Source organism: Allobosea sp. BH3, assembly GCF_025499465.1.
Taxonomy (GTDB): Bacteria; Pseudomonadota; Alphaproteobacteria; order Rhizobiales; family Beijerinckiaceae; genus Allobosea.
Map to the genome: position 1 here is coordinate 576,069 of NZ_JAIMCA010000001.1, position 21,419 is coordinate 597,487.

A 21,419-nucleotide genomic window follows, 5' to 3' on the forward strand; every position below is an offset into this window, starting at 1 on the left:
GCGCCAAAGCCGACCTCAGCTAGCGAGCTTGAAGCGGACATTCACACACTGCGGTCCTTTCGACCCATTGCGGCTTTGCCCACGCGAAGGCTAACTGGTCGTGCGCAATATTGCGGTGCGATGGAAAGAGCCATGACGCCGTCGAGCGATCTGTCGGCAGGCGAACCTTTATTGCTGCTGTCAAACACTGCACGTCGGCAGGTTCAGTTCTGGCTGGCTGGTTCGATGCTGGCCATTTCGGTCCTGGTGCTGGTGCTGATTGCCCCTTACGCAGGCCACTCACTGACCAATTTGGTCGTCGTTTTACCCGCTTACGCAGCAGCTGTGCTGGTGATCGAACTGGTCACTTCGACCTTGCTTCTCGCGCTCTTCTACGTCCAGCGCTCTCGCGCGATTCTTGTTCTAGCGGCCGGTTATCTGTTTTCAGGAACACTGGTCGCGCCATGGGTTCTGACCTTTCCGGGCGTTTTCTCATCACTGGGGATCGATGAGGGCATCCAGAGCGCGGCGGCCTTCGCTGCTTTGAAGCGCCTGGGCTTTCCGTTGTTCATCTTGGCCTATGCCGTATTGCCCGACCGCCAACTCGCGCGTCGCTGGGTCACCTTCTGGATAACGGCAGCGGTGGCGTCGGTGCTTGCCTTCATCGCCATGGCCTCCTGGCTGATCCTGGCCGATGACAGCGGGCTGCGCCTGTCAAGCGCGTTCATGACGGATGCGTTCACACCCGGACTGCTCTGGCGCGCCATTCCTGCGCTCGCGATCGCGCTCTACCTTGCCGGAATCGTCGCTCTGGCGGCCAGGCGCCGCACGATTCTCGACCTTTGGCTGGTCGTCGTCCTCGGTACGCTCCTGATCGAAATCATTCAGATTTCGTATTTGGGGGCGGGCGTGCGCATGAGCCTCGGCTGGTGGGCGGGGCGCCTCTACGGCCTGATCTCGGCAAGCATCATCCTCGTCGTGATGCTGTCGGAGACGATCGCGGTCTATGCTCGCCTCTCGCGCGCCACGGCCGCCGAACGGCGTGCGCGCCAGAACCGGCTGACCGCAATGGAAGCCTTGTCGGCGACGATCGCCCATGAGGTCAACCAGCCGCTGGGCAGTATGGTCACCAATGCCAATGCGGGCCTGCGTTGGCTCGACAAGCCCCAGCCTGCCCTCGATGAAGCCAGAGCGGCGATGCGGCGGATCGTCGAGGAGGGCCACCGGGCCAATAAGGTGGTGTCGAGCATCCGAACGATGTTTATGAAAGGCACGCGCGAGCGTACGCCGCTCGACTTGAACCTCTTGATCGAACAGGTGGTGAAGCAGGCCGGCCCCGAAGCCCGGCTGGGACACGGCGCTGTCACGTTGGATCTGGATTGCCAAGCGCCTTTCGTGATCGGCAACGCTATCCAGCTGCAACAGGTGGTCGCCAACTTGATCGACAACGCCCTCGAGGCGATGCGACCCGTCCCGGCTCGGCAACGCCGCCTTCGCATCGCCACGAGAGCAAGCGAGCATAACGAGGTCGTCGTCAGCATCGAGGATACGGGGCCTGGACTGGACCCCGCGACCCTGGACCGGATATTCGAGCCGTTCTTCACGACCAAGGCTGACGGCATGGGAATGGGGCTGATGTTCTGCCGATCCACGATCGAGGCGCATGGGGGGCGGCTGTGGACTTCGCCCCATACGCCGCAGGGTGCGGTGTTCGCCTTCTCGCTGCCGACCACACTTCAATCCTTGATGGCGCAGGAGGACAGCGCGTGAGTTCGGAGGTCGCGCTCGTCTTCGTCTTGGACGACAACCCGGCCATGCGTGCCTCGGTCGAAAGCCTGCTGCGTTCGGTCGGCCACGCTGTCGCGTCGTTCCATTCGGCGCAGGATTTCCTGGCGGCCGACCCTCATGATGGGCCGGCGTGCCTCATCCTCGACGTCAGGCTCCCCGGAGCGAGCGGGCTGGAGTTCCAGCGCGAGCTGACGCGCCAGGGGCGCAGCGTTCCCGTGATTTTCATCACCGGTCATGGGGACGTCCAGATGTCGGTCGCAGCCATGAAGGCCGGCGCGATCGAATTCCTGACCAAGCCGTTCCGCGACCAGGATTTGCTCGATGCGGTCCATAAGGGCCTCGCATTGGATGTCGATCGGCGCCGCCGGCTGAAGGAGATCGACGCGCTCCGGGCGCGTTACGAGAGCCTGACGCCGCGGGAGCGGGAGATCCTGCCGCTGGTGGCGAGTGGCCTGATGAACAAGCAGATCGCCGCGTCTCTGCAACTGAGCGAGATCACGATCAAGGTTCACCGCGCCCAGGTCATGCAGAAGCTGCAGGCAGCTTCCCTGGCCGATCTCGTGCGCCTGTCGGACAGGATCGCGGAGGCCGTTACCGGCACTGCCGGATAGGCAGGCGATGCTTGAGTATAATTGCTGCCAACCTGTGCCCTCCCCGATGATCGGGGGTCAGCAATAGCGCGGCAGCAGGAAGCATGACGAAGCCAGAGGGCGCGCTGATCGCCATCATCGATGACGATGCGGCGGCGCGGGATGCCGTCAGCAGTCTCGTCTCGGCCATGGGCTACCGGACTTTCGCCTGCGACAGCGCCGCGACGTTTCTGTCGTCCGTGCTGCGGCCTGTGACGCGATGCGCGATAGCGGATGTTCGCATGCCGGGCATGGGCGGCCTCGATCTGTACCGCTCCCTGACGCTATCGGCTCAGCGTCTTCCGATGATCCTGATGACGGCGTTTCCCGACGAGACGACGCGGGCGGCTGCCCTGGGGGCCGGGGTGAGTGGATATTTCACAAAACCGTTCGATCCAGAGGCCCTGCTGGCCTGCCTTCGCGAAGCCGTGCGAGCCGGGGCAGCTATACGAAAGCTGAGCGCGACCGACCCTACCGGATAATTGCGCCGACCGGCGGCCGCCACCTACCCCTAGAGCTCAATCAGGAGAACTCAGATGGTTCAGGCGACGGCGACCCCAGGCAAGGGGCTTCTGGCTCCTCGCGATCACACGCTGATCATGATCGACTTCCAATCGCAGATGGCTTTCGCGACGAAATCGATCGATGCCGTCACGCTGCGCAACAACGCCGCGCTGGTCTCGCAGGCCGCCGCCGGCTTCGGCGTTGCGACCATCCTGACCACCGTCGCCGTGAGCAGCTTCTCCGGGCCGATGTTCGAGGAGATCACCTCGGCCTTTCCAGGCCAGGCGCTGCTCGACCGGACTTCGATGAACACTTGGGAAGATGCGGCAGTCATCGCCCGCGTCAACGAGATCGGCAAGCCACGCATCGTGCTGGCGGGACTCTGGACCGGAGTCTGCATCGTGGGGCCGGCGCTGTCGGCGATCGATCAAGGCTTCGAGGTCTATGTCATCGCCGATGCCTGCGGCGACGTCTCCGACGAGGCGCATGAACGGGCGATGCAGCGCATGATCCAGGCCGGCGCGCGGCCGATGACATCGCTGCAATACCTGCTCGAACTGCAGCGCGACTGGGCGCGGACCGAGACCTACGAGATGACGACCGGCATCGCAAAGAAGGTCGGCGGCGCCTACGGCCTCGGCATCACCTACGCCAAGACGATGTTCGGCGCCTCCGAAGGGCACTGACCAGCAGCCACCGATCCCCGCCGGCCCGACCGGCTCCAGACGCCCCGAATGCAGCGGATAGCCATCATGCCCACGGTCACCACCAAAGACGGCGTCTCCATCTTCTTCAAGGACTGGGGTCCGAAGGACGCTCAGCCCATCGTCTTCCACCATGGCTGGCCCCTGTCCTCGGACGACTGGGACACGCAGATGCTGTTCTTTCTCCAGAACGGTTATCGCGTCGTGGCGCATGACCGACGCGGCCACGGTCGCTCGGCGCAGGTCAGCGATGGCCATGATATGGATCACTATGCAGCTGACGCCTTCGCCGTGGTCGAGCATCTCGACCTCAGGAACGCCGTCCACATCGGCCACTCGACCGGTGGCGGCGAGGTCGCTCGCTATGTCGCCAAACACGGGCAGCCGGCGGGCCGCGTGGCCAAGGCGGTGCTGGTCAGCGCCGTACCGCCGCTGATGCTCAAGACCGCCTCGAACGTGGACGGCGTGCCGCTCGAAGTCTTTGACGGCTTCCGGAAGGGCACGGCCGAAATGCGGGCGCAGCTGTTTCTGGATGTCGCTGCGGGCCCGTTCTACGGCTTCAACCGCGGCGGTGCGAACATCTCTCAGGGCGTGATTCAAAACTGGTGGCGCCAGGGTATGATGGGCAGCGCCAAGGCCCATTACGACGGCATCAAGGCCTTCTCCGAGACCGACCAGAGCGAGGACCTGAAGGCGATCACGGTGCCGACGCTGGTCCTGCATGGCGACGACGATCAGGTTGTCCCGATCGCCAATGCCGCGCTGAAGTCCATCAAGCTGCTCAAGAACGGCACGCTGAAGGTCTACCCGGGCTATCCGCACGGCATGCTGACCACCCATGCCGAGGTGATCAATCCCGACCTGCTCGCCTTCATCAAGGGCTGAGATGCGGCACGCACCAGACGATCATCGGAAGGAGCAATCATGACAGCTGTGACGATTGTCCTCGTTCATGGCGCGTGGGCGGACGCATCGAGCTGGCGGCATGGCTCGATCGACAAAACTGGTGCGTCCTCTCGGCGGAGGAGCGGGCCGTCAGCGTCGAACAGCAGCAGTAACGGGCCTTGCGGCTGAAAGCGCGGACGACCGCGTTGAAGGCGAGCCACATGTCCCTCCTGTCCATGCCGGAGGCCGTCGCCGGCGTCATCGCCGAAGCGGCCTCGGCAGCGTCCGGCAGCCAGGCGGCTCGTGCCTGATGCCTCTGCATAAAGGCTTGTGACCATGAAACCCTATCTGCTCGCGTTGGGCGCCGGTCTGATCGTCGGCGTCGTCTACAGCCTGCTCAATGTGCGCTCGCCGGCCCCGCCGGTGATCGCGCTGATCGGCCTGCTGGGAATCCTGGCGGGCGAGCAGATCGTCCCGATCGCCAAGCGCATGGTCGGGGGCGAGGGTCTCAGTCTAGGCTGGCTCAAAAGCGAATGCGGAGACCACCTGTTCGGCGCCCTGCCGGCACGGGATCGCAAGGAGACCGAGGCGGGGCCCGGCCGGACCGCCTCATGACGAACCCGACACGTCGCGACACGGCGCTCGGCGGCGCGGCCGGCGCGCTCGCCACGTTGATCGGTGGTACGTCATCAGCCCAGAATTCAGGCTCGGGAGCCCGCGCGATGATCGCAGACCTCATTCTCGTCAACGGCCGCTTCACCACGCTCGACCGCGGCAATCCCAACCCGGAAGCCCTGGCGATCGCAGACGGCCGCTTTCTCGGCATCGGCACGCGCGCCGAGATGCAGGCGCTCGCCGGCCCCGAAACCAAGGTCATGGATCTCGGCGGCCGCCGTGTCGTGCCTGGGCTGATCGACAGCCACATGCACATCATCCGCGGCGGGCTGAACTACAACATGGAGCTGCGCTGGGACGGCGTGCGCTCGCTCGGCCGGGCCATGGAGATGCTGCGCGCGCAGGTCGCGGTGACGCCGCCACCGCAATGGGTCCGCGTCGTCGGCGGCTTCACCGAGCACCAGTTCGCCGAAAAGCGACTGCCGACGCTGGACGAGATCAACGCGATCGCCCCCGAGACGCCGGTCTTCATCCTGCACCTCTACGATCGTGCGCTGCTGAACGGCGCAGCCCTGCGTGCAGCCGGCTATACCAGGGACACGCCCAATCCGCCCGGTGGCGAGATCATCAGGGACAAGGACGGCGATCCCACCGGCCTTCTGCTCGCCAAGCCCAACGCCACCATCCTCTATGCGACGCTGGCCAAGGGGCCGAAACTGCCGCCGGAATATCAGCTCAACTCGACGCGCCACTTCATGCGGGAGATGAACCGGCTCGGCGTCACCTCGATCATCGACGCCGGCGGCGGCTACCAGAACTATCCCGACGACTACGCCATCATCGAGAAGCTACATGCAGACGGCGAGCTGACGCTCCGGCTCGCCTACAACCTGTTCACGCAGAAGCCGAAGGAGGAGCTTTCCGACTTCTCCGGCTGGGCCAAGCAGGTCAAGCCCGGCCAGGGCGACGATCTCTACCGTCATAACGGCGCCGGCGAGATGCTGGTCTATTCCGCCGCCGACTTCGAGGATTTCAAGGTCGAGCGGCCCGAGATGCCGCCATCGATGGAGGCCGAGCTCGAGCCGGTCGTGCGGCTGCTGGCGGAGCAGCGCTGGCCCTGGCGCCTTCACGCCACCTATGACGAGACGATCAGCCGCGCGCTCGACGTCTTCGAAAAGGTCAACCGCGACGTGCCGCTCGAAGGCCTGCACTGGTTCTTCGACCATTGCGAAACCATCAGCGACCGCAACATCGACCGGATCGCTGCGTTGGGCGGCGGCATCGCCGTGCAGCACCGCATGGCCTTTCAGGGGGAGGATTTCGTCGAACGCTACGGCGCCAAGGCGGCCGAGCGCAGCCCCCCGGTCGCCCGGATGTTGGAAGCCGGCGTCAAGGTCGGTGCGGGTACCGACGCGACGCGGGTCGCGAGCTACAACCCCTGGGTTTCGCTGGCCTGGCTCGTCACAGGCCGGACGCTGGGCGGGCTGAAGCTCTATCCGCAGCGCAATTTGCTCGACCGCGAGAGCGCGCTGCGCCTCTGGACGGAAGCGAACACCTGGTTCTCGACCGAGGAGGGCAAGAAGGGCCAGCTCAAAACCGGCCAGCTCGCCGACCTCGTCGTGCTCGACCGCGACTACATGAGCGTGCCCGAGGACGAGATCCAGGACATCGAGAGCGTCCTGACCCTGCTTGGCGGTAAAATCGTCTTCGGCGCGGGCGATTTCGCGCCGCTGAGCCCCCCGCTGCCGCCCGCCATGCCCGACTGGTCGCCGGTCCGCACCTTCGGCGGCTACCAGCAGCGCGCGGCGGTCAAGGACGACCGCAAATATGCGCTGATGGCGGCTTGCGGTTGTGACAGCGCCTGCGGTGTCCACGGGCATGGTCATAACGCGGCGCTCGGCACACAAGCGCCCGCCCGCGACGAAGCCGCTTTCTGGGGCGCGCTCGGCTGCTCCTGCTGGGCGTTCTGACGGTGGCGAACTCCGCTCACGCCGTCACGCATTTCGCCGCCCGCTTCGCGACACCGGCCGTCCGATGGCTCGCCTTGCTCGGCCTCTGCGCCGCGTATCTGCAGGGTGGCCTCAACAAGGCGACCGACTTCCCGAGCGCCATCGCCGAGATGCAGCATTTCGGCCTTTCGCCGGAGCGGCCTTTGGCGGTTGCGGTGATCGCGCTGGAACTCGTCGCCTCGGCGATGATCCTCTCCGGCATCGGCCGCTGGCTCGGTGCGCTGGCGCTAGCCGCCTTCACCGTCATGGCGACGTTCGTGGCGCTGCGTTTCTGGGAGATGGCGCCGCCCGCACGCTTCATGGCGGCCAACAGCTTTTTCGAGCATCTGGGCCTCGTCGGCGGCTTCCTGCTCGTCGCCTGGCATGATCTGCGCGAGCGCGCGGTGCGATCGGAGCAGCCGTAATGAGCGATGCCACTCCCAAGGCCGCCGTTCCGGAAGCCGGCGCCTTCTCGCCACTGAAGCAGCCGGTCTTCGCCGTGCTCTGGGCCGCCACCGTGCTCGGCAACACCGGCAGCTTCATGCGCGACGTCGCCAGCGCCTGGCTGGTGACGGATCTCTCCGCTTCGCCGGCGGCGATCTCCCTGGTCCAGGCTGCCGGCACGCTACCTGTCTTCCTGCTCGCCATCCCCGCCGGCGTGCTCTCCGACATCCTCGACCGCCGCAAATTCCTAATCGCGATCCAGCTCCTGCTGGCCGCCGTCAGCATCTGCCTGATGGCACTGTCACATCTCGGGCTTCTGACCGTCAGCGCGATCGTCGCCCTGACCTTCGTCGGCGGCATCGGGGCAGCCCTGATGGGGCCGACCTGGCAGGCGATCGTGCCCGAGCTCGTGCCCCGGCCGGATGTGAAGAACGCTGTGGCGCTTAACTCGCTCGGCATCAACATCGCCCGCTCGATCGGCCCCGCTGCGGGCGGCCTGCTGCTGGCTGCGTTCGGTGCGGCCGTCACCTACGGCGCCGATGTTCTAAGCTATGTGTTCGTGATCGCGGCGCTGATCTGGTGGCCCCGCGCGCCGGGCGCCGACGACGCCTTGTCGGAGCGTTTCGCCGGCGCCTTCCGCGCTGGGTTGCGATACACGCGGGCGAGTCGCGAATTGCATGTCGTGCTGCTGCGCACGGCCGTCTTTTTCGCCTGCGCCAGCGCAGTCTGGGCACTTCTGCCGCTGGTCGGTCGCAACCTGCTCGGCGGCGATGCACGCTTCTACGGCATCATGCTCGGCTGCGTTGGAGCTGGCGCGATCGGCGGCGCTCTGGTGCTGCCGGCCCTGCGCAAACGGATGGACGCCGACCAGCTGCTGCTGGGCGTCGCGATCGGCACCTCGCTCGTCATGGCGGCGCTCGCGCTCTCTCCGCCCAAGCCCGTGGCGCTGGCTACCCTGCTGCTGCTCGGCGCCGCCTGGATCGTCGCCTTGACGACGCTGAACGGCGCTGCGCAGGCGATTCTGCCAAACTGGGTCCGCGGACGGGCGCTTGCCGTCTATCTAACCGTCTTCAACGGCGCGATGACGGCAGGCAGCCTGTGCTGGGGCCTCGTCGCGCAGGAATTCGGCGTGCCGGCCACTCTGCTCTTGGGTGCCGGCTGCCTTCTGGTCGCTGGCGTGCTGTTCCACCGCGTCAAGCTTCCCCAGGGCGTGGCAGACCTCGTTGCCTCCAACCACTGGCCGGAGCCGCTGACGGCCGAACCTGTGGACCATGATCGCGGCCCCGTCCTGATCCTGATCGAATACCGCGTCGCCAAACCGGACCGGCCGGCGTTTCTCGCCGCACTGAACCGGCTCTCGGCGGAGCGCCGCCGCGACGGCGCCTATAGCTGGGGCGTCACCGAGGACGCAGCCGACCCCGAGGGCATTGTAGAGTGGTTCATGGTCGAGTCCTGGGCCGAGCACCTGCGCCAGCACAAGCGCGTGTCGAAGGCCGATGCCGACCTGCAGCACGATACGATCCGGTTCCACATCGGCCCCGAGAGGCCGGTCGTGCGTCACTTCCTGACCATCGATCCGAGAAAGCCGACGCCGGGCCAGACGGCGTGAGGCTGCTCCTAGGCGCCATTGCCGGCGGGTTGGGCTGGCTGGGCACCACCGGCGCGGCACTCTCCCAGGCGAACACGAACTGCGATCCGGACGGTAGAACCGGCGCCACCGTTTGCACGGAAACGAAGGTCGACCCTTTCGCGGCGCTGAAGGACATTCCGTTGTCGCCTGACGGATGGGTTACCCTGAGCCTCGGCGGGCAATTGCGAATCCGTCCGGAATTCTCCCGGCAGCCGGTCTTCGGGCTGGCGGCACCCGCCCACAACAACGGTCTGTTGGTCCGGTCCTTCCTCTCTGCCGACCTGAAATTGGGTCCTCATCTTCGCGGCTTCGTCGAATTCGTTAGCGGCCAGGCTCCGATCTGGGCGGTCACACCGCCGGGCACCCAGCTCGATCGGCTGGATTTCCTGCAGGGCTATGGCGAGCTGAGCCTGCCCATCGCGAGCAGCGCCGTCATGATCCGAGGCGGGCGCCAGGAGATGAGCTTCGGGTCGTCACGGCTCGTCTCGGTTCGTGAAAGCCCGAATGTGCGTCGCGCCTTCGACGGCATCCGCGCGGCCTGGATCGCCGATTCCGACCGGCGCATCGATGCGTTCCTCGTCCGGCCGGTGGTGCCTATGGCCGGCCTGTTCGACGACCGGTCCGACCCCACGCAGGCTTTTTGGGGCCTGTATGCGACCACGCCCGTCCCCGGCGTCGCCGGGCTGAAGGCCGATCTCTATTATCTCGGCCTCACGCGCGAGAATGCGCGCTTTGCCCAAGGCTCGGCCGATGAACGCCGCCACACGCTTGGCAGCCGGCTTTTCGGCAAGACGTCTGGTTTCGACTGGAATGTCGAGGGCGCGGTCCAGTTTGGCAGTTTCGGCCAGGCGGATATCCGCGCCTGGACCGCGTCTGCGGAGCTCGGCTACAGCTTTTCGCAATTGCCCTTCTCGCCCCGGATCGGACTCAACGCGGACGCGATCAGCGGGGATGGCAATCTGCGCGATGGTAGGCTCGGCACATTCAATCCGCTTTTCCCTAAGCTGCCGTATTTCTCCGAGGCGAACCTCGTCGGGCCGGCGAACCTGCTCGACATTCAGCCGAACATCACGCTGACCCTGTTGCCGAAGATCAAATTGACCGTCGGCTGGAACCCTCTCTGGAAGCAGAACAAGGCCGACGCCTTCTACGGGCCGGCCGCAACACCGGTTGCCCGGACGGCCGGCGGAGCAGGACGTTACATCGGTCAGCAAACATCGGCGACGCTAGAATGGGTCTTGGCCGAGCATGTCACGCTGGGCGGAACATTCGTCAGCTATAGACCCGGCGAGCGCATTAGGCAGGCGGGCGGAGTTGCCGGTTCCTTTGCCGCAGGTTGGGCGACTATAACCTTCTAAGCTCGCTTGACGCGCGAATTGCCGTGACCACGCGGTGGCCGGCGGGATGCGCCATCTGCGGATATTGGAGCCTTGCCCGGACGCGGACTTTCCCACGCCGGCTTGGGAGTCGCTGCCGGCACGTAGCGCCAGAACTGCGCTTGGGCATCCTTGTTTCACTTCTGCCGGGGATGAAGCTTCATGCAGAGGCGCTATGGAGCCCTGCCAGTCGGGAGCGAATTCTCGGCACGGCCCAGTCGAGGAAGCACCTTACCTTCAGCGGCAGCGGTCCTGCGCCAGGATAGACGAAATTGACCGGCAGAGGCTCCGGCGCGAATTCGGCCAGGAGAACCTGCAGCCGGCCGGACCGCAACTCATCGTCGACCTGATAGGACAGAACGCGGATGATCCCGAGACCGGCGATAGCCGCCTGAATGGCTGCTTCCGTCGTATTGACGGCGAGCCTTTGGCGCGGCTCGACGGCAAAGGCCACGTTATCCCCGCGGTACCGCCACTCCGGCGCCGTGGCGAAGCCCTGGAAGCTGATTCCGTCATGCTGCGCGAGATCGTCCGGAGATCCCGGCACGCCGCGCCTGGCGAGATAGCCCGGGCTGGCGCAAATGACGCGTCTTACAGCTCCGACGCGGGTCGCTATCAGTGCGCTGTCGGCCAGGTGACCGATCCGCAGCGCAACATCAATATGCTCTTCCACGAGGCTGATCTGACGGTCGGCCAGCATGAGGCGCAGGCTGATCTCGGGCTGGCCCTCCAGGAAGCTCAGCGCGACCGGCATCAGGTACATCTGCCCGAAGGCGACCGGCGCAGTGACATGCAGTGCGCCGCGCGGTGCAAGATACTCACCCGTGGCCTCCCGCTCAGCCTCCTCCACCTGCCCCAGTATCCGTCGGGCGGCGGCGACGTATGCGCGGCCTGCGTCGGTGAGCAAAAGTCCTCGGCTGGTGCGAACCAGAAGCCGGGTGCCCAGATGGCGTTCCAGCTCCGCCACTTTGCGGCTGACCGTAGGCAGCGGGATGTGCAGGCGTCGCGCACCAGCGGAGATGCTGCCCGCATCGACCACGGCCAACAGAACCGACATGGCGTCAAAGCGATCCATCTTACCTTCCAGAATCCGAGAGGTTGGCTCCCATTAGCACGGAGTACTCCAGCGCAGACGGCTAGCCTAACGTCAGGGCGAGGCTGTGGGGGCTCTTGCCGAACTTCCCGAAGGCCCCCATCGCACGGAGACACCATGGCCCCCATCTCCCGCCGCTCCTTCGCGACCGGCTTTCCGCTTGGCATTCTGGGGGGCGGTGCTCTCCCCTTCACCGCTTCGACGCCGAGCGTCGCACAGGCTCCTTCCGCGGTCGGCGTTACGCCGCTCGCACAGATCAGGGTCGGCCGCTTCACCGTGACTGCGCTGACCGATGGCTATGCGGACATGCCCTACACGTTCTTCCCCGGCCGTACCCCCACCGAGGTGGAGCAGGCGGCGACTGCGCAATTCGTGGCGCGTTCCAGCGGTGTCCGGTTCGTCTTCAACCAATATCTGATCGACGATGGCGAGCGCAAAATCCTGCTCGATACCGGCCCGGCCGGATCGATCGGCCAGACGGGGGCACTGCCGCAGGCGTTTGCCGCGCTCGGGCTGCGTCGCGATCAGATCGACGCCGTGATCGTGACCCATATGCACCAGGACCATATGGGCGGCCTGATCGCTGGCGGGCAGAACAACTTCCCGAATGCCGATGTCTATATCGACCGCCGCGACGTCAGCCACTGGACGGACCCGGCGAAGCAGAATGGTGCGCCCGACTACCTCCAGACCAGTTTCAAGATGGCGACGGATGTCGTGCGCCTCTGCCCCCGCCTGCAGGCGATCGATGGCCCACGCGAGATTGCTCGTGGCATCTCCATCGTCGACCTGACCGGACATACTCCAGGCCATATCGGCGTGCGGATCGAGGATGCCGGGCGGAGCCTGATCATGGTCTCAGACATGATCTTCCCCGTCGTGCACCCGAGCGCGACGGACGTGAACTTCCTGTTCGAGCAGGACCGCGCTGCGGCCAAAGCAATGCGGGATCGATTTTTTCCGCTCGCCGCGGCCGAAGGCGCGCTGATCGCCGCGACGCACATGCCCTTCCCGGGGCTTGGACGCATCGTCACCGACCGCGGGAAAATGCGCTGGGACGTCGCGGACTGGGCCTTGCAGAGCTGAACGGTGCCGGCGAGACTGGCGCCTGCAGCCGCGGCGCTGGGGAGACTGCATGCATCACCGACATCTGGTGATTGCATCGACGGTCACCCTCGGCGATGCGCGCCGCGCGGACTTCTCATAATCCCATAAAATATTGTTTTAATTGTCAAACCAGGATGCTCGGGGTCGCGGATGGACGCAGCTCCGGCTCAAGGATGGATCGGAACGCAACCATGGAACGGGCATTCACGAAATCAAGCGTTCTGCCGACGGGCGGGGGCGCGGCTCTCATCGACCCGGCGGACACGCTGGTGCTGCTGCTCGATCATCAGTCTGGACTGTTCCAGACCGTCAAGGATATCCCCGTCGCGGATCTACGCCGCAATGTCGAGATGATCGCGAGGTTGTGCACGCTCCTGAATATCCCGGTGATCACGACCGCCTCGGAGCCGGCGGGCACGAATGGTCCGCTCATGCCCGAAATCCATCAGCTTGCCCCGCACGCCGTCTATGTTCCGCGCAAGGGCGAGGTGAACGCCTGGGACAATGCGGACTTCGTGGCCCAAGTCGAGTCGACGGGCCGAAAGACGCTCGTCATGGCCGGTGTCTGGACCAGCGTTTGCGTCATGTTTCCCGCCCTCGATGCACGCGTTGCGGGCTACGATGTCTATGCGGTGCTTGATGCCTCCGGCGATCCTAGCGAGATGGCATCTCGCATATCGCTCGCCCGCTTCGTGCAAGGTGGTGTTAAACCGACATCGACAAATGCGCTCTTGTCCGAACTGCCCCGGACCTGGGCCCGGCCGGAGGCGGCCCAACTGGCTCAGCTCTATGCCCTCGCAGCACCCAATTATGCCGCGGTGATCGAGAGTTATCAGAGGGCCCAGGAAGCCGCCCTAAAGCCTGATTAGCAAATCGTCGGGAGGGTTCGGCATAGGCCGACGTCGGTTATTTCAGAGGGGCAATGCCTCCAGCCGACGCTATTTGAAGAGCGTGGCTCTTTCCCAGAGAGTGGACATCCGTAGGGTGTCCGAATGCCCCCGCAATATGCGTATCGGCGCAGCCCCGCATTGGCTGCCGCGCCTGCGGCAAAGCAAATGACCTGCGAGATCGGGCAGAGCTCGTGGCCGACTGGCACCCAGCCTGACCCGTCGGTCGGATCGGTCTGAGCAATTGGCCTGGCGCCGATTGGGCATGCCGGGGCGGATCAAGCTATTCGGGATATTGCTCCGCTTTGTCCGGCGCCGCCTGCTGAAAGAGGATGAACAACAACGGATTGCCAGGTTCGGACATCGCGTCGCTCCGTTGACCCGCGACCTCTCCAGCCACACCGCTCACATATTCCGCCACCACTTCGCCGAAGCTGTTGCGCTGGACCGCCACCTTCTGCCCGGCTGAGACCTTGTCGTTGAGCTTCACAAGATGCTCGACCATTCCGCCTTCGGTCGCGAGTATCGGAAAAGAACTGTTGCCCACGAAAACGGTCACGTCCTTTCCCGTCCGGCCGATCGGCCCGGGCACGATGCCGTGGTGCTTCAACACATTCATCGTCCCTTCAACGAACAGTGACACCATCTCGTGGCTCAGCACGCGGGCAGCACCGATCTCCGGCGTAAACGCGGGGATGCCTACGTCCATGAATGCGTTGTGCAGGACGCCCGGATACACGTGATTGTCGAAGATCTGGCCGACGGGATAGAGTTCCACCATCGCCTTTACCTCCGGCACGTCCATGCCGGCGATGTTGAACGCCGTGACCTCGAAGCCGGTCGTGCCCGTATGGAAGTCGATGGCTGCGTCGGCATTGGGCCGCAGCAGCCGGTTGAACAGAAGTCCGGCATGCCGGCTGGGAGCCGTGAGGCCGTTCTCGTTGCCGGGCCATTCCCGGTTCATGTCGATCAGGTCGATTCCGCGGCCCGAATTCGGCCATCGGCGCTGCATGCCCTCAATTGCGGGTCCCGAAATATCGGTGACAGCCGTCACGGTGCCAGACATTTCAGTGGGTTCGAGCTGGTTCATGACCGTTTGCACTGTATGAACGGAGCTCATCTCATCGCCATGAACGCCGCTGGTCAGGACGATACGCTTGCCCGGCTTCGCGCCCTTGGCGACCGTCACCGAGACATACCAGTGCTGCCCGCTGGGCATTTGCACGCCCTGAAAGTACAGCAGGTGTTTCCTGCCGGGCTCAAGGTCATTGACGTCAAGCGCGCTGACGACGCGCTTTCCCCGGATCGTGTCGCCGGTATAGACCGTACCTGAGGCTGGCGCTGCGGAGGGCGATACCACAGGCTGCGCATTCGCGGGCCGGTCGGCGATGGCGAGTGCGGCGGACACTCCGGCCGTTGCAATCGAAGCTGTCAAAAAGTTGCGACGGTCGAGATGAGCTGTCGGTTCTGTCGACATGAGGCAGGCCCCTTTCGGCTGATGGCCAACCATGCGGTTGCGCGAGGTGGTTCCGCAAGCCCGCCGCGGCGGTTATCGCGGGCCTCCCCCGCGGCAGATCGAGCGCCCTCGTTCGCGCTCGACCATCTGTTCACTTGGCCGGAATGGCCGCGACGATTGTCCTTCCGATGGAGTGCTAGAATCCGAGAGCCGCGGCTCAGGACTCTTTCGCCGGCACGGCTACGATCATGTCGAGCTCGACGCGGGCGCCGGGTGAGCTCAACGAGTTGATGCAGACCATCGTGCTGGCCGGGCGCCAGTCGCCGAAATAGGGGCGCATCGCGGCATGCATCCCATCGGCATCGCGCATGTCGGTGAGATACTTCGTGACCTTAACCACGTCCTTCCAGCTGGCGCCGACGGTCTCGAGGATCGACTTGATCGTCTCCATCGCGTTGCGGGTCTGCACGGCGATGTCGTTGGAGTGGTCGTGCTCAGAATCGATATGCGGGTGATTGTGGTAGAGCGGCGAGGCTGTCGCACCTGAGATGTACATCAGGTTGCAGGCGCCGACGATGTGGATGGCCGGCGCGTAGGGCATCATGTGAGCCTTGTCGGGCTCGGGCTGAACGACCTTGAGGTGAGCTGCGGACATGGCGATCTCCTGAGACGAGGTGAGAAGCGGGCAGAGCGGTGTCAGCTGGTGCGCCAGAGGCCGAGGCGCGCGTCGATCAGATCCTGGCCCTTGGTGATCAGGATGCCGAGCACGGCCAGCACCAGCAGCACGGCGAAGACGAGTTCGGTGTCGAGCAACTGCCCGGCGACGAAAAGGCGCGCGCCGAGCCCATCCTTGGCGACGACCATCTCGGCCGCGACGACGAGGATGATGGAAATGCCGAGGCCGATGCGGATGCCGGCGAAGATCGAGGGCACCGCGCTCGGGATCAGCACGCGCAGCACGATCTGGCGCAGATTGGCGCCGAGATCGCGCGCGGCCAGCACCAGCCCCTGCTCGCATTGCTGGACGCCGACGACCGTGTTGATGACGATCGGGAAGAAGGCGCCCATGAAGCTGATCGTCAGCATGAAGGGGCCACCGGTGCCGAGCCAGATGACCAGCAGCGGGATCAGCGTGACTTTCGGCAACGGGTAGAGCGCGGCGATCAGGATGTCGGCCATCGCCTTGACCGGCTTCGACACCGCCATCCAGACGCCGAGCAGGACCCCGGTGACGAGCGCGATGAAGAAGCCAGCGAAGATGCGGTAGAGCGTGAAGCCAAGGTCTGTCGAAAGGCCGCCTTCTCGGATATTCTGCCAGAGCACCGCGACGACGCCGGTGGGCCGCGGCAAATAGAGCGGCGATATCCGCGCCTGGATGACGACGAATTCCCAGACCGCCAGCAAGGCCAGCAGGAAGCCCCACCCGATAAGACGCTGATCGTCGAGTGCGGCACGCAGCGTCCAGCGACGCGAGTTCGCGGCAGCGGTGGTTGCCGCAGATGGTGCGGAACCTGCCAGATCCGTTTCGCCCGCCATCACTGCGTCCCGCCTTCGTTCGTCATGGCGCGAATGACTTCATCCCTGAGCAGATCGTAGATCTCCTCGAACAGCGCCGCCGCCTCGGGTCGCTTCAGGTCGGCCAAGGTGCGCGGCTTGGGCATGGTGACCTCGATCTCGCGCGCGATCCGGCCGGGCCGAGCCGTCATGACGAAGATCGTGTCGGCAAGGAGGATGGCTTCCTCGATCGAATGCGTGATCAGGAGCACCGTGGCACCGGTCTCCTCGACGATTCCTGCGACCTGCTCCTGCAGCACGAGGCGAGTCTGGGCATCGAGTGCACCGAAAGGCTCATCGAGCAGCAGCACCTCGGGCTTCATCACCAGGGCTCGGGCGATGCCGACGCGCTGGCGCATGCCGCCGGAAAGCTGGCGCGGATATTTGCTCTCGAACCCCTTGAGATCGACCTTGGCCAGGGCCTCGCGGGCACGCTCATGGCGCTCGGCCTTGGCCATGCCACCCATCTCGAGGCCGAAGGCGACATTGTCGAGCACGGTCAGCCAGGGAAACAGGTTGAAGCCCTGCCAGACCGTCGCCATCGGTGGTCGCGGTGCCGACTGGCCGGAGCGCCGGTCGACGAAGCGGATCTCGCCCGCGCTCGGGTCGAGAAAGCCGCGGGCGAGCTGCAGCATGGTGCTCTTGCCGCAGCCGCTCGGGCCGATGATGGCGGTGACCTTGCCCGCAGTGATGGCGCAGCGCATCCGGTCGAGCGCGACGGTCGGCTGCCCGGCCTTGGACGGCCAGGCGAGGCGCACATCCTCGAAACGGATGTCGACGACGGGAGAGGTCACCGCGGCGCTCCCTTAGATGAAGGGGTTCGCGGATTTCAGGGCGGCAGCAGCCTCCTGCGCGATGCTGAGGTCGAGCAGGGTTTCCTGCTTGGGCACCGGCCCGCCGATCAGCTTCATCGTGTCGACCCAGAAGGTCGCCTGCCGCATCACGCTCGCGGTATCCGGCATCCCGTCGTTGTCGTAGCCGGTCCAGCGCGGTGCCGCCTTCTCGATCAGCGGGGCGGGAACCTTCGTCGCATCCGAGATGATCTTGATGATCTCGGGGTCCTTCTTCTGCGCGCCCTCGGTGAAGAGGCGGGCGGCGTGGATGTGAGCCATGGCGAAGGCGACGGCGGCCTTGCGATTGCTCTCCATGAACTTGGTCGGCATGGCCCAGCAGGCGAGCTGGCAGCCGGGCTCGATTTCGTAGCCGGCGCCGATCAGCTTGCCGACATTGTTGGCCTCGGCGAGGAACGCCAGCGGGACGGGGCACTGAGCGGCGTCGGTGACGCCGGTGCCGAGGCTTTTGATGATGTCGGGATAGGTCAGGCCGGCGGAATAGGTCGCGCCGGTGCGCGGATCGAGCCCGGCCTTTTCCAGACCGCGGGCGAGCAGATACTGGTCGATGCCGCCCGGCGCCTGCAGGGAGAACTTGGCTCCCTTCAGCAGCGCGAATTTGTCGATGCCGGTGACGCCGGCCTCGTACATCTTGTTCGAGACGAGAATGCTCATCGAGCCGGCGCCGACCTTCTCGCTGCCGCGGTCGAGGAAGAGCTTGTAATTCGCGCCCTTCGAGACCGCGTTGACGAGGCCGGCATTGATCGTCGCCACCGTGGCGTCGAGCTCGCCGGCAACGAGGGCCGGGATGGCGAGCGCGCCATCGGCGAAGGTTCGCATCTCGATATCGAGCCCGACCTTCTGGAACAGGCCCTTGGCCTGCGCGATGAAGAACGGGCCGGACGAGATCAGCGGCACGACGCCGATCCGCATCTTGGTGCCGGCCTGGGCCCGCAGGACGCCGGGCATGGCAATGGCGGCGGCCGCAGCCGAGCCGGTGACGATAACCTGTCTGCGCGTGATCATGCCGGACCCCTATCTTGTTTCTGCAATCGATTGCTCAACAATCAAGAAGCATGCCAGACGCCCAGATGGATCACAGGTCCAATTTGGGGGTGCGATGCCGGGCTGCTGCTCAAATGGCTGGCGCGCTTTGCCCTTGGATTGCGCAGCAGCCCGTCAAGCGGCAGGCAGCGCGACGTCGGGAGGCGCCGACAGCAAGTCCAGTAATTCTGCCTCGCGCACGGCATCGCCGGAGAGTTGGCGGGCAGCGCTGCGCTTCAGCGCAGCGGCATCGTCATATGCGATGCGTTCGACGAGAGCGTCGCCCGTGTGCGCACTGCTCCAGTGCCGCGCGCCGCTGCGCAGCCGCGTCGCACGCAGCCGATCGAGGGCTTTCATCGCGGCATCCACCGCTCCCGGCTTTGGCGTGTAGCGGATTTCGACGAGGACCGGGCCAGTCGGCGCGATCGCTGCCGTGGCCTGCAGGATTATGGAAGCCGCCAGCTTCTCCGGCGCCCCGGCGGCGATCTTCAGGTGTCGCCAGGCGAAGGGCGTCGCGATGGCGAGCCCGCTCGCCGCGATCCAGAATGCCGCGGCCATGCCGAAATGATCGGCGAGAAGGCCGGTCAGGAAGCTGCCGAGCGCAAGCGAGCCGAAGACGGCGATGAGATAGATCGCCGTGCCGCGCGCCCGAATCCACGGTGTCAGCCGCAACTGCGCGGCGAGGTGGACGGAGGAGAAGCAGAGCAGCCAGCAGAAACCGAGCACGATATGCAGGAACGCGAAAGCCAAGGCCGTCGGCGCCAGTGGCGCCAGGGCGAGGGCAACCGAAGCAGCGAGCCCGGCGCCGAACATGATCGCGTCGAGGTCGAAGCGGCTGCGCAGCGCCTTCAACGACTGGGCCGCAAGGACGGCGCCGAGACCGACGCAGCCCACCATGATGCCGAGCATCATGCTCGAGCCGCCGAACCAATCGCGGACGACCACCGGCGCGAGCGCCCAGAACGAAGCCGCGAACAGGAAGAAGCAGACGGCGCGCAATGAAACGACCTGCAGTCCCGGTTCGTGCCGCACATAGGCGAGGCCGCCCCGGATGGCCGAAGCGAGGCTCTCCGTCATGGCGGCAACCGGGCGACGAGGGGCCAACATGACAAAGGCAAAGCCGACGGCGAGATAGAGCAGCGCGTTGAACAGGAAGGCGGCCGGCGGCCCGGAGAGAAAGAGCAGCAGGCCGGAGAGCAGCGGGCCTGTCGAGCGGGCGATATTGATCCCGAGGCTGTTCAGCGCGAGCGCGCCCGGCAAGCGCTCGCCACTGACGAGTTCCGGCGTCATCGCCTGCCAGGCCGGTGTGAAGGCGGCGTTGCAGCAGCCATTGACGAAGGACGCGAAGAGCAGCAGGGGCACGCTCAGCATGCCGGATGCGCTGGCAGCCGCCGCCGCCAGCGACAGGGCCGACAACACGAAGGCGGCGGCCTGGGCGAGGCGCCTGCGCTCGACCATGTCCGCAAGTGCGCCCGCAGGCAGGGCCAGCAGGAAGAAGGGCAGGGCAGAGGCCGTCTGGGCCAGCGCGACGATGCTGCGGCTGTCGGTCTGCTGCGAGATGATCCAGGCCGCGCCGACGTCATGGATCAGCAGGCCGCTTTGCAGAGCTACCATCGCGGCCCAGAGCGGAAGGAAGACGCGCCGATAATCCGTGCTCGCGTTGCGTTCGCCGCCCGACGTCGCCGGACGGCCCAGTTCCACGCTCATTCCATGCCCCTCTGCTGATTTTGGCGTCGATGCAAGGTTTGTGCAATCGAATGCCAAGTGCTATCGCTAGGCCAGCGCAACGACATTGGCAACGAGAGGATCCGCGTGAGCCGCAGGCCGAAACTGAGCGATGTCGCGGCTGCCGCCGATGTCCACCAGTCGACGGCGTCGCGGGCGCTCGATCCAGCTTTGGCGGGGCGCCTCTCGCCGGAAGTGGTGGAGCGTGTGCGCCGCGCTGCCGACCAGCTCGGCTACAGCCGCAACGCCATTGCCGCGAGCCTGCGCATGCAGCGCAGCCGCATGATCGGCGTCATCGTTCCGGACCTGACCAATACGATGTTTCCGCCGATGTTCAGGGGTATCGAGGATCGCCTGAGCTCTGACGGCTACAGCGCGATCCTGGCGAATTCCGATTTTCGGCCTGCCAAGGAAAAGGCCATCATCGCGACCTATCTCGACCGCCGGCTCGATGGCCTGATCCTGGCGTCGGCTCATATCGAGGATGCGGAGCAACTCGACGAACTTGCGCGTCGCGTACCCATCGTCCTGCTGAACCGCGAAATCGAGTGCGCCTCCGTCAGTGCCGTCGTTGGCGACGATCGCGAAGGCGTGACGATGATGTTCGCGCATCTGTCTGGCCTCGGCCATCACCGCATAGCCCATATCGCTGGCCCGCAGGATACCTCGACGGGCGTCGCGCGGCGGGAGGCCTTCATGGCCGCTGCCCGAGAGCATGCCGGCGAGGTCGACAGCCGGCTGATCGTTGCGGCGGAGACCTTTTCCGAGCAGGAGGGCTATCGCTGTGGCCGCCACCTGCTTGAGGCCGGAGGGCAGCCGACGGCCATTCTCGCAGCCAATGACTGGCTCGCTATCGGCTGTCTGACGGCCATCGAAGAGGCAGGCTTCAGCTGCCCGACCGACATCTCCGTGAGCGGATTCAACGACATGCCATTCGCGGATCGGATGCGGCCACCGCTGACGACGATCCGCATTCCGCACTACCGCATGGGCTTCGAGGCGGCTGAGCGTTTGCTGGATCTCGTCGCAACGCCGACGTTGCAGGCATCCAGAACCGTCATGCCTCCGAGCCTGATTATTCGCGGCTCAACGGCGGCCGTCCGTTTCCCTTGAGAGCTCCGATGGCTTGCGCATCGCCGGCGAAAATGGCGGTGCACCCACCGCCGCAACGCGCCATGAGC

At 65.4% G+C, this 21,419-nt stretch carries 20 protein-coding genes; 13 read left to right on the top strand and 7 right to left on the bottom strand.

Going from position 1 to position 21,419, the window contains the following annotated elements; translation table 11 throughout:
* Window positions 1–132: 132 nt before the first annotated feature.
* From BoBH3_RS02780 to BoBH3_RS02825, 10 genes are all read left to right on the top strand, one after another.
* Window positions 133–1,749 (top strand): sensor histidine kinase, encoded by a 1,617-nt coding sequence (locus tag BoBH3_RS02780; RefSeq protein WP_262329220.1) that lies wholly within the window; start codon window positions 133–135, stop codon window positions 1,747–1,749.
* Entirely contained in the window at window positions 1,746–2,378 is a 633-nt protein-coding gene (locus BoBH3_RS02785; protein ID WP_262329221.1) for a response regulator transcription factor, read from the top strand. The genes BoBH3_RS02780 and BoBH3_RS02785 overlap by 4 nt, the downstream gene beginning before the upstream one ends.
* An 83-nt stretch (window positions 2,379–2,461) precedes the next feature.
* A complete protein-coding gene (locus tag BoBH3_RS02790; protein WP_262329222.1) occupies window positions 2,462–2,878 on the top strand; it encodes a response regulator transcription factor in 417 nt (138 codons plus the stop codon).
* 54 nt (window positions 2,879–2,932) lie between these two features.
* On the top strand, window positions 2,933–3,586 hold the full coding sequence (locus tag BoBH3_RS02795; RefSeq protein WP_262329223.1) for a hydrolase: 654 nt from the start codon (window positions 2,933–2,935) through the stop codon (window positions 3,584–3,586).
* Between the two features lie 66 nt (window positions 3,587–3,652).
* Entirely contained in the window at window positions 3,653–4,489 is an 837-nt protein-coding gene (locus BoBH3_RS02800) for an alpha/beta fold hydrolase (RefSeq protein ID WP_262329224.1), read from the top strand.
* 336 nt (window positions 4,490–4,825) lie between these two features.
* Window positions 4,826–5,104, top strand: a complete 279-nt coding sequence (locus BoBH3_RS02805; protein ID WP_262329225.1) for a XapX domain-containing protein — start codon at window positions 4,826–4,828, stop codon at window positions 5,102–5,104.
* Entirely contained in the window at window positions 5,101–7,074 is a 1,974-nt protein-coding gene (locus BoBH3_RS02810) for an amidohydrolase (protein WP_410050543.1), read from the top strand. Before BoBH3_RS02805 ends, BoBH3_RS02810 begins: the two co-directional genes overlap by 4 nt.
* A gap of 2 nt (window positions 7,075–7,076) precedes the next feature.
* A complete protein-coding gene (locus BoBH3_RS02815) occupies window positions 7,077–7,517 on the top strand; it encodes a DoxX family protein (protein WP_262329226.1) in 441 nt (146 codons plus the stop codon).
* Window positions 7,517–9,145: an MFS transporter gene (locus BoBH3_RS02820; protein ID WP_262329227.1), complete on the top strand. Its 1,629-nt coding sequence runs from the start codon at window positions 7,517–7,519 to the stop codon at window positions 9,143–9,145. Before BoBH3_RS02815 ends, BoBH3_RS02820 begins: the two co-directional genes overlap by 1 nt.
* Window positions 9,142–10,524, top strand: coding sequence for an alginate export family protein (locus BoBH3_RS02825; protein ID WP_262329228.1), 1,383 nt, complete (start codon window positions 9,142–9,144; stop codon window positions 10,522–10,524). Before BoBH3_RS02820 ends, BoBH3_RS02825 begins: the two co-directional genes overlap by 4 nt.
* 178 nt (window positions 10,525–10,702) lie before the next feature.
* On the opposite strand, the gene BoBH3_RS02830 is transcribed toward BoBH3_RS02825, so the two are convergent.
* Entirely contained in the window at window positions 10,703–11,617 is a 915-nt protein-coding gene (locus tag BoBH3_RS02830; protein ID WP_262329229.1) for a LysR family transcriptional regulator, read from the bottom strand.
* Window positions 11,618–11,752: 135 nt separating this feature from the next.
* On the opposite strand from BoBH3_RS02830, the gene BoBH3_RS02835 reads away from it, so the two are divergent.
* Window positions 11,753–12,721 carry an MBL fold metallo-hydrolase gene (locus tag BoBH3_RS02835; protein WP_262329230.1) on the top strand — a complete coding sequence of 323 codons (969 nt, stop codon included), beginning with the start codon at window positions 11,753–11,755 and terminating at the stop codon, window positions 12,719–12,721.
* Between the two features lie 212 nt (window positions 12,722–12,933).
* On the top strand, window positions 12,934–13,611 hold the full coding sequence (locus BoBH3_RS02840; protein WP_262329231.1) for an isochorismatase family protein: 678 nt from the start codon (window positions 12,934–12,936) through the stop codon (window positions 13,609–13,611).
* A gap of 301 nt (window positions 13,612–13,912) precedes the next feature.
* Here the strand turns inward: BoBH3_RS02840 and BoBH3_RS02845 are convergent, their stop codons facing one another.
* The 6 genes from BoBH3_RS02845 to BoBH3_RS02870 form a co-directional block, all read right to left on the bottom strand.
* The gene (locus tag BoBH3_RS02845) at window positions 13,913–15,106 is read right to left on the bottom strand and encodes a M14 family metallopeptidase (RefSeq protein WP_262329232.1); all 1,194 of its coding nucleotides are present in this window, start codon (window positions 15,104–15,106) and stop codon (window positions 13,913–13,915) included.
* Between the two features lie 196 nt (window positions 15,107–15,302).
* On the bottom strand, window positions 15,303–15,740 hold the full coding sequence (locus BoBH3_RS02850) for a RidA family protein (protein WP_262329233.1): 438 nt from the start codon (window positions 15,738–15,740) through the stop codon (window positions 15,303–15,305).
* A gap of 41 nt (window positions 15,741–15,781) precedes the next feature.
* The gene (locus tag BoBH3_RS02855) at window positions 15,782–16,621 is read right to left on the bottom strand and encodes an ABC transporter permease (protein WP_262329234.1); all 840 of its coding nucleotides are present in this window, start codon (window positions 16,619–16,621) and stop codon (window positions 15,782–15,784) included.
* Window positions 16,621–17,433: an ABC transporter ATP-binding protein gene (locus tag BoBH3_RS02860; RefSeq protein WP_262329235.1), complete on the bottom strand. Its 813-nt coding sequence runs from the start codon at window positions 17,431–17,433 to the stop codon at window positions 16,621–16,623. Before BoBH3_RS02860 ends, BoBH3_RS02855 begins: the two co-directional genes overlap by 1 nt.
* A 12-nt stretch (window positions 17,434–17,445) precedes the next feature.
* Window positions 17,446–18,495: an ABC transporter substrate-binding protein gene (locus BoBH3_RS02865; protein ID WP_262329236.1), complete on the bottom strand. Its 1,050-nt coding sequence runs from the start codon at window positions 18,493–18,495 to the stop codon at window positions 17,446–17,448.
* A 153-nt stretch (window positions 18,496–18,648) separates the two neighbouring features.
* The gene (locus BoBH3_RS02870) at window positions 18,649–20,220 is read right to left on the bottom strand and encodes an MFS transporter (protein WP_262329237.1); all 1,572 of its coding nucleotides are present in this window, start codon (window positions 20,218–20,220) and stop codon (window positions 18,649–18,651) included.
* 105 nt (window positions 20,221–20,325) lie between these two features.
* Between BoBH3_RS02870 and BoBH3_RS02875 the strand changes: the two genes are divergently transcribed.
* Window positions 20,326–21,351 carry a LacI family DNA-binding transcriptional regulator gene (locus BoBH3_RS02875; protein ID WP_262329238.1) on the top strand — a complete coding sequence of 342 codons (1,026 nt, stop codon included), beginning with the start codon at window positions 20,326–20,328 and terminating at the stop codon, window positions 21,349–21,351.
* The last annotated feature ends 68 nt before the right edge of the window (window positions 21,352–21,419 follow it).

Coding starts and splice junctions, on each gene's coding strand:
- BoBH3_RS02780 (WP_262329220.1), top strand. CDS start 133: ATGACGCCGTCGAGCGATCTGTCGGCAGGCGAACCTTTATTGCTGCTG.
- BoBH3_RS02790 (WP_262329222.1), top strand. CDS start 2,462: ATGACGAAGCCAGAGGGCGCGCTGATCGCCATCATCGATGACGATGCG.
- BoBH3_RS02795 (WP_262329223.1), top strand. CDS start 2,933: ATGGTTCAGGCGACGGCGACCCCAGGCAAGGGGCTTCTGGCTCCTCGC.
- BoBH3_RS02800 (WP_262329224.1), top strand. CDS start 3,653: ATGCCCACGGTCACCACCAAAGACGGCGTCTCCATCTTCTTCAAGGAC.
- BoBH3_RS02805 (WP_262329225.1), top strand. CDS start 4,826: ATGAAACCCTATCTGCTCGCGTTGGGCGCCGGTCTGATCGTCGGCGTC.
- BoBH3_RS02810 (WP_410050543.1), top strand. CDS start 5,101: ATGACGAACCCGACACGTCGCGACACGGCGCTCGGCGGCGCGGCCGGC.
- BoBH3_RS02820 (WP_262329227.1), top strand. CDS start 7,517: ATGAGCGATGCCACTCCCAAGGCCGCCGTTCCGGAAGCCGGCGCCTTC.
- BoBH3_RS02830 (WP_262329229.1), bottom strand. CDS start 11,617: ATGGATCGCTTTGACGCCATGTCGGTTCTGTTGGCCGTGGTCGATGCG.
- BoBH3_RS02835 (WP_262329230.1), top strand. CDS start 11,753: ATGGCCCCCATCTCCCGCCGCTCCTTCGCGACCGGCTTTCCGCTTGGC.
- BoBH3_RS02840 (WP_262329231.1), top strand. CDS start 12,934: ATGGAACGGGCATTCACGAAATCAAGCGTTCTGCCGACGGGCGGGGGC.
- BoBH3_RS02845 (WP_262329232.1), bottom strand. CDS start 15,106: ATGTCGACAGAACCGACAGCTCATCTCGACCGTCGCAACTTTTTGACA.
- BoBH3_RS02850 (WP_262329233.1), bottom strand. CDS start 15,740: ATGTCCGCAGCTCACCTCAAGGTCGTTCAGCCCGAGCCCGACAAGGCT.
- BoBH3_RS02855 (WP_262329234.1), bottom strand. CDS start 16,621: ATGGCGGGCGAAACGGATCTGGCAGGTTCCGCACCATCTGCGGCAACC.
- BoBH3_RS02865 (WP_262329236.1), bottom strand. CDS start 18,495: ATGATCACGCGCAGACAGGTTATCGTCACCGGCTCGGCTGCGGCCGCC.
- BoBH3_RS02870 (WP_262329237.1), bottom strand. CDS start 20,220: ATGAGCGTGGAACTGGGCCGTCCGGCGACGTCGGGCGGCGAACGCAAC.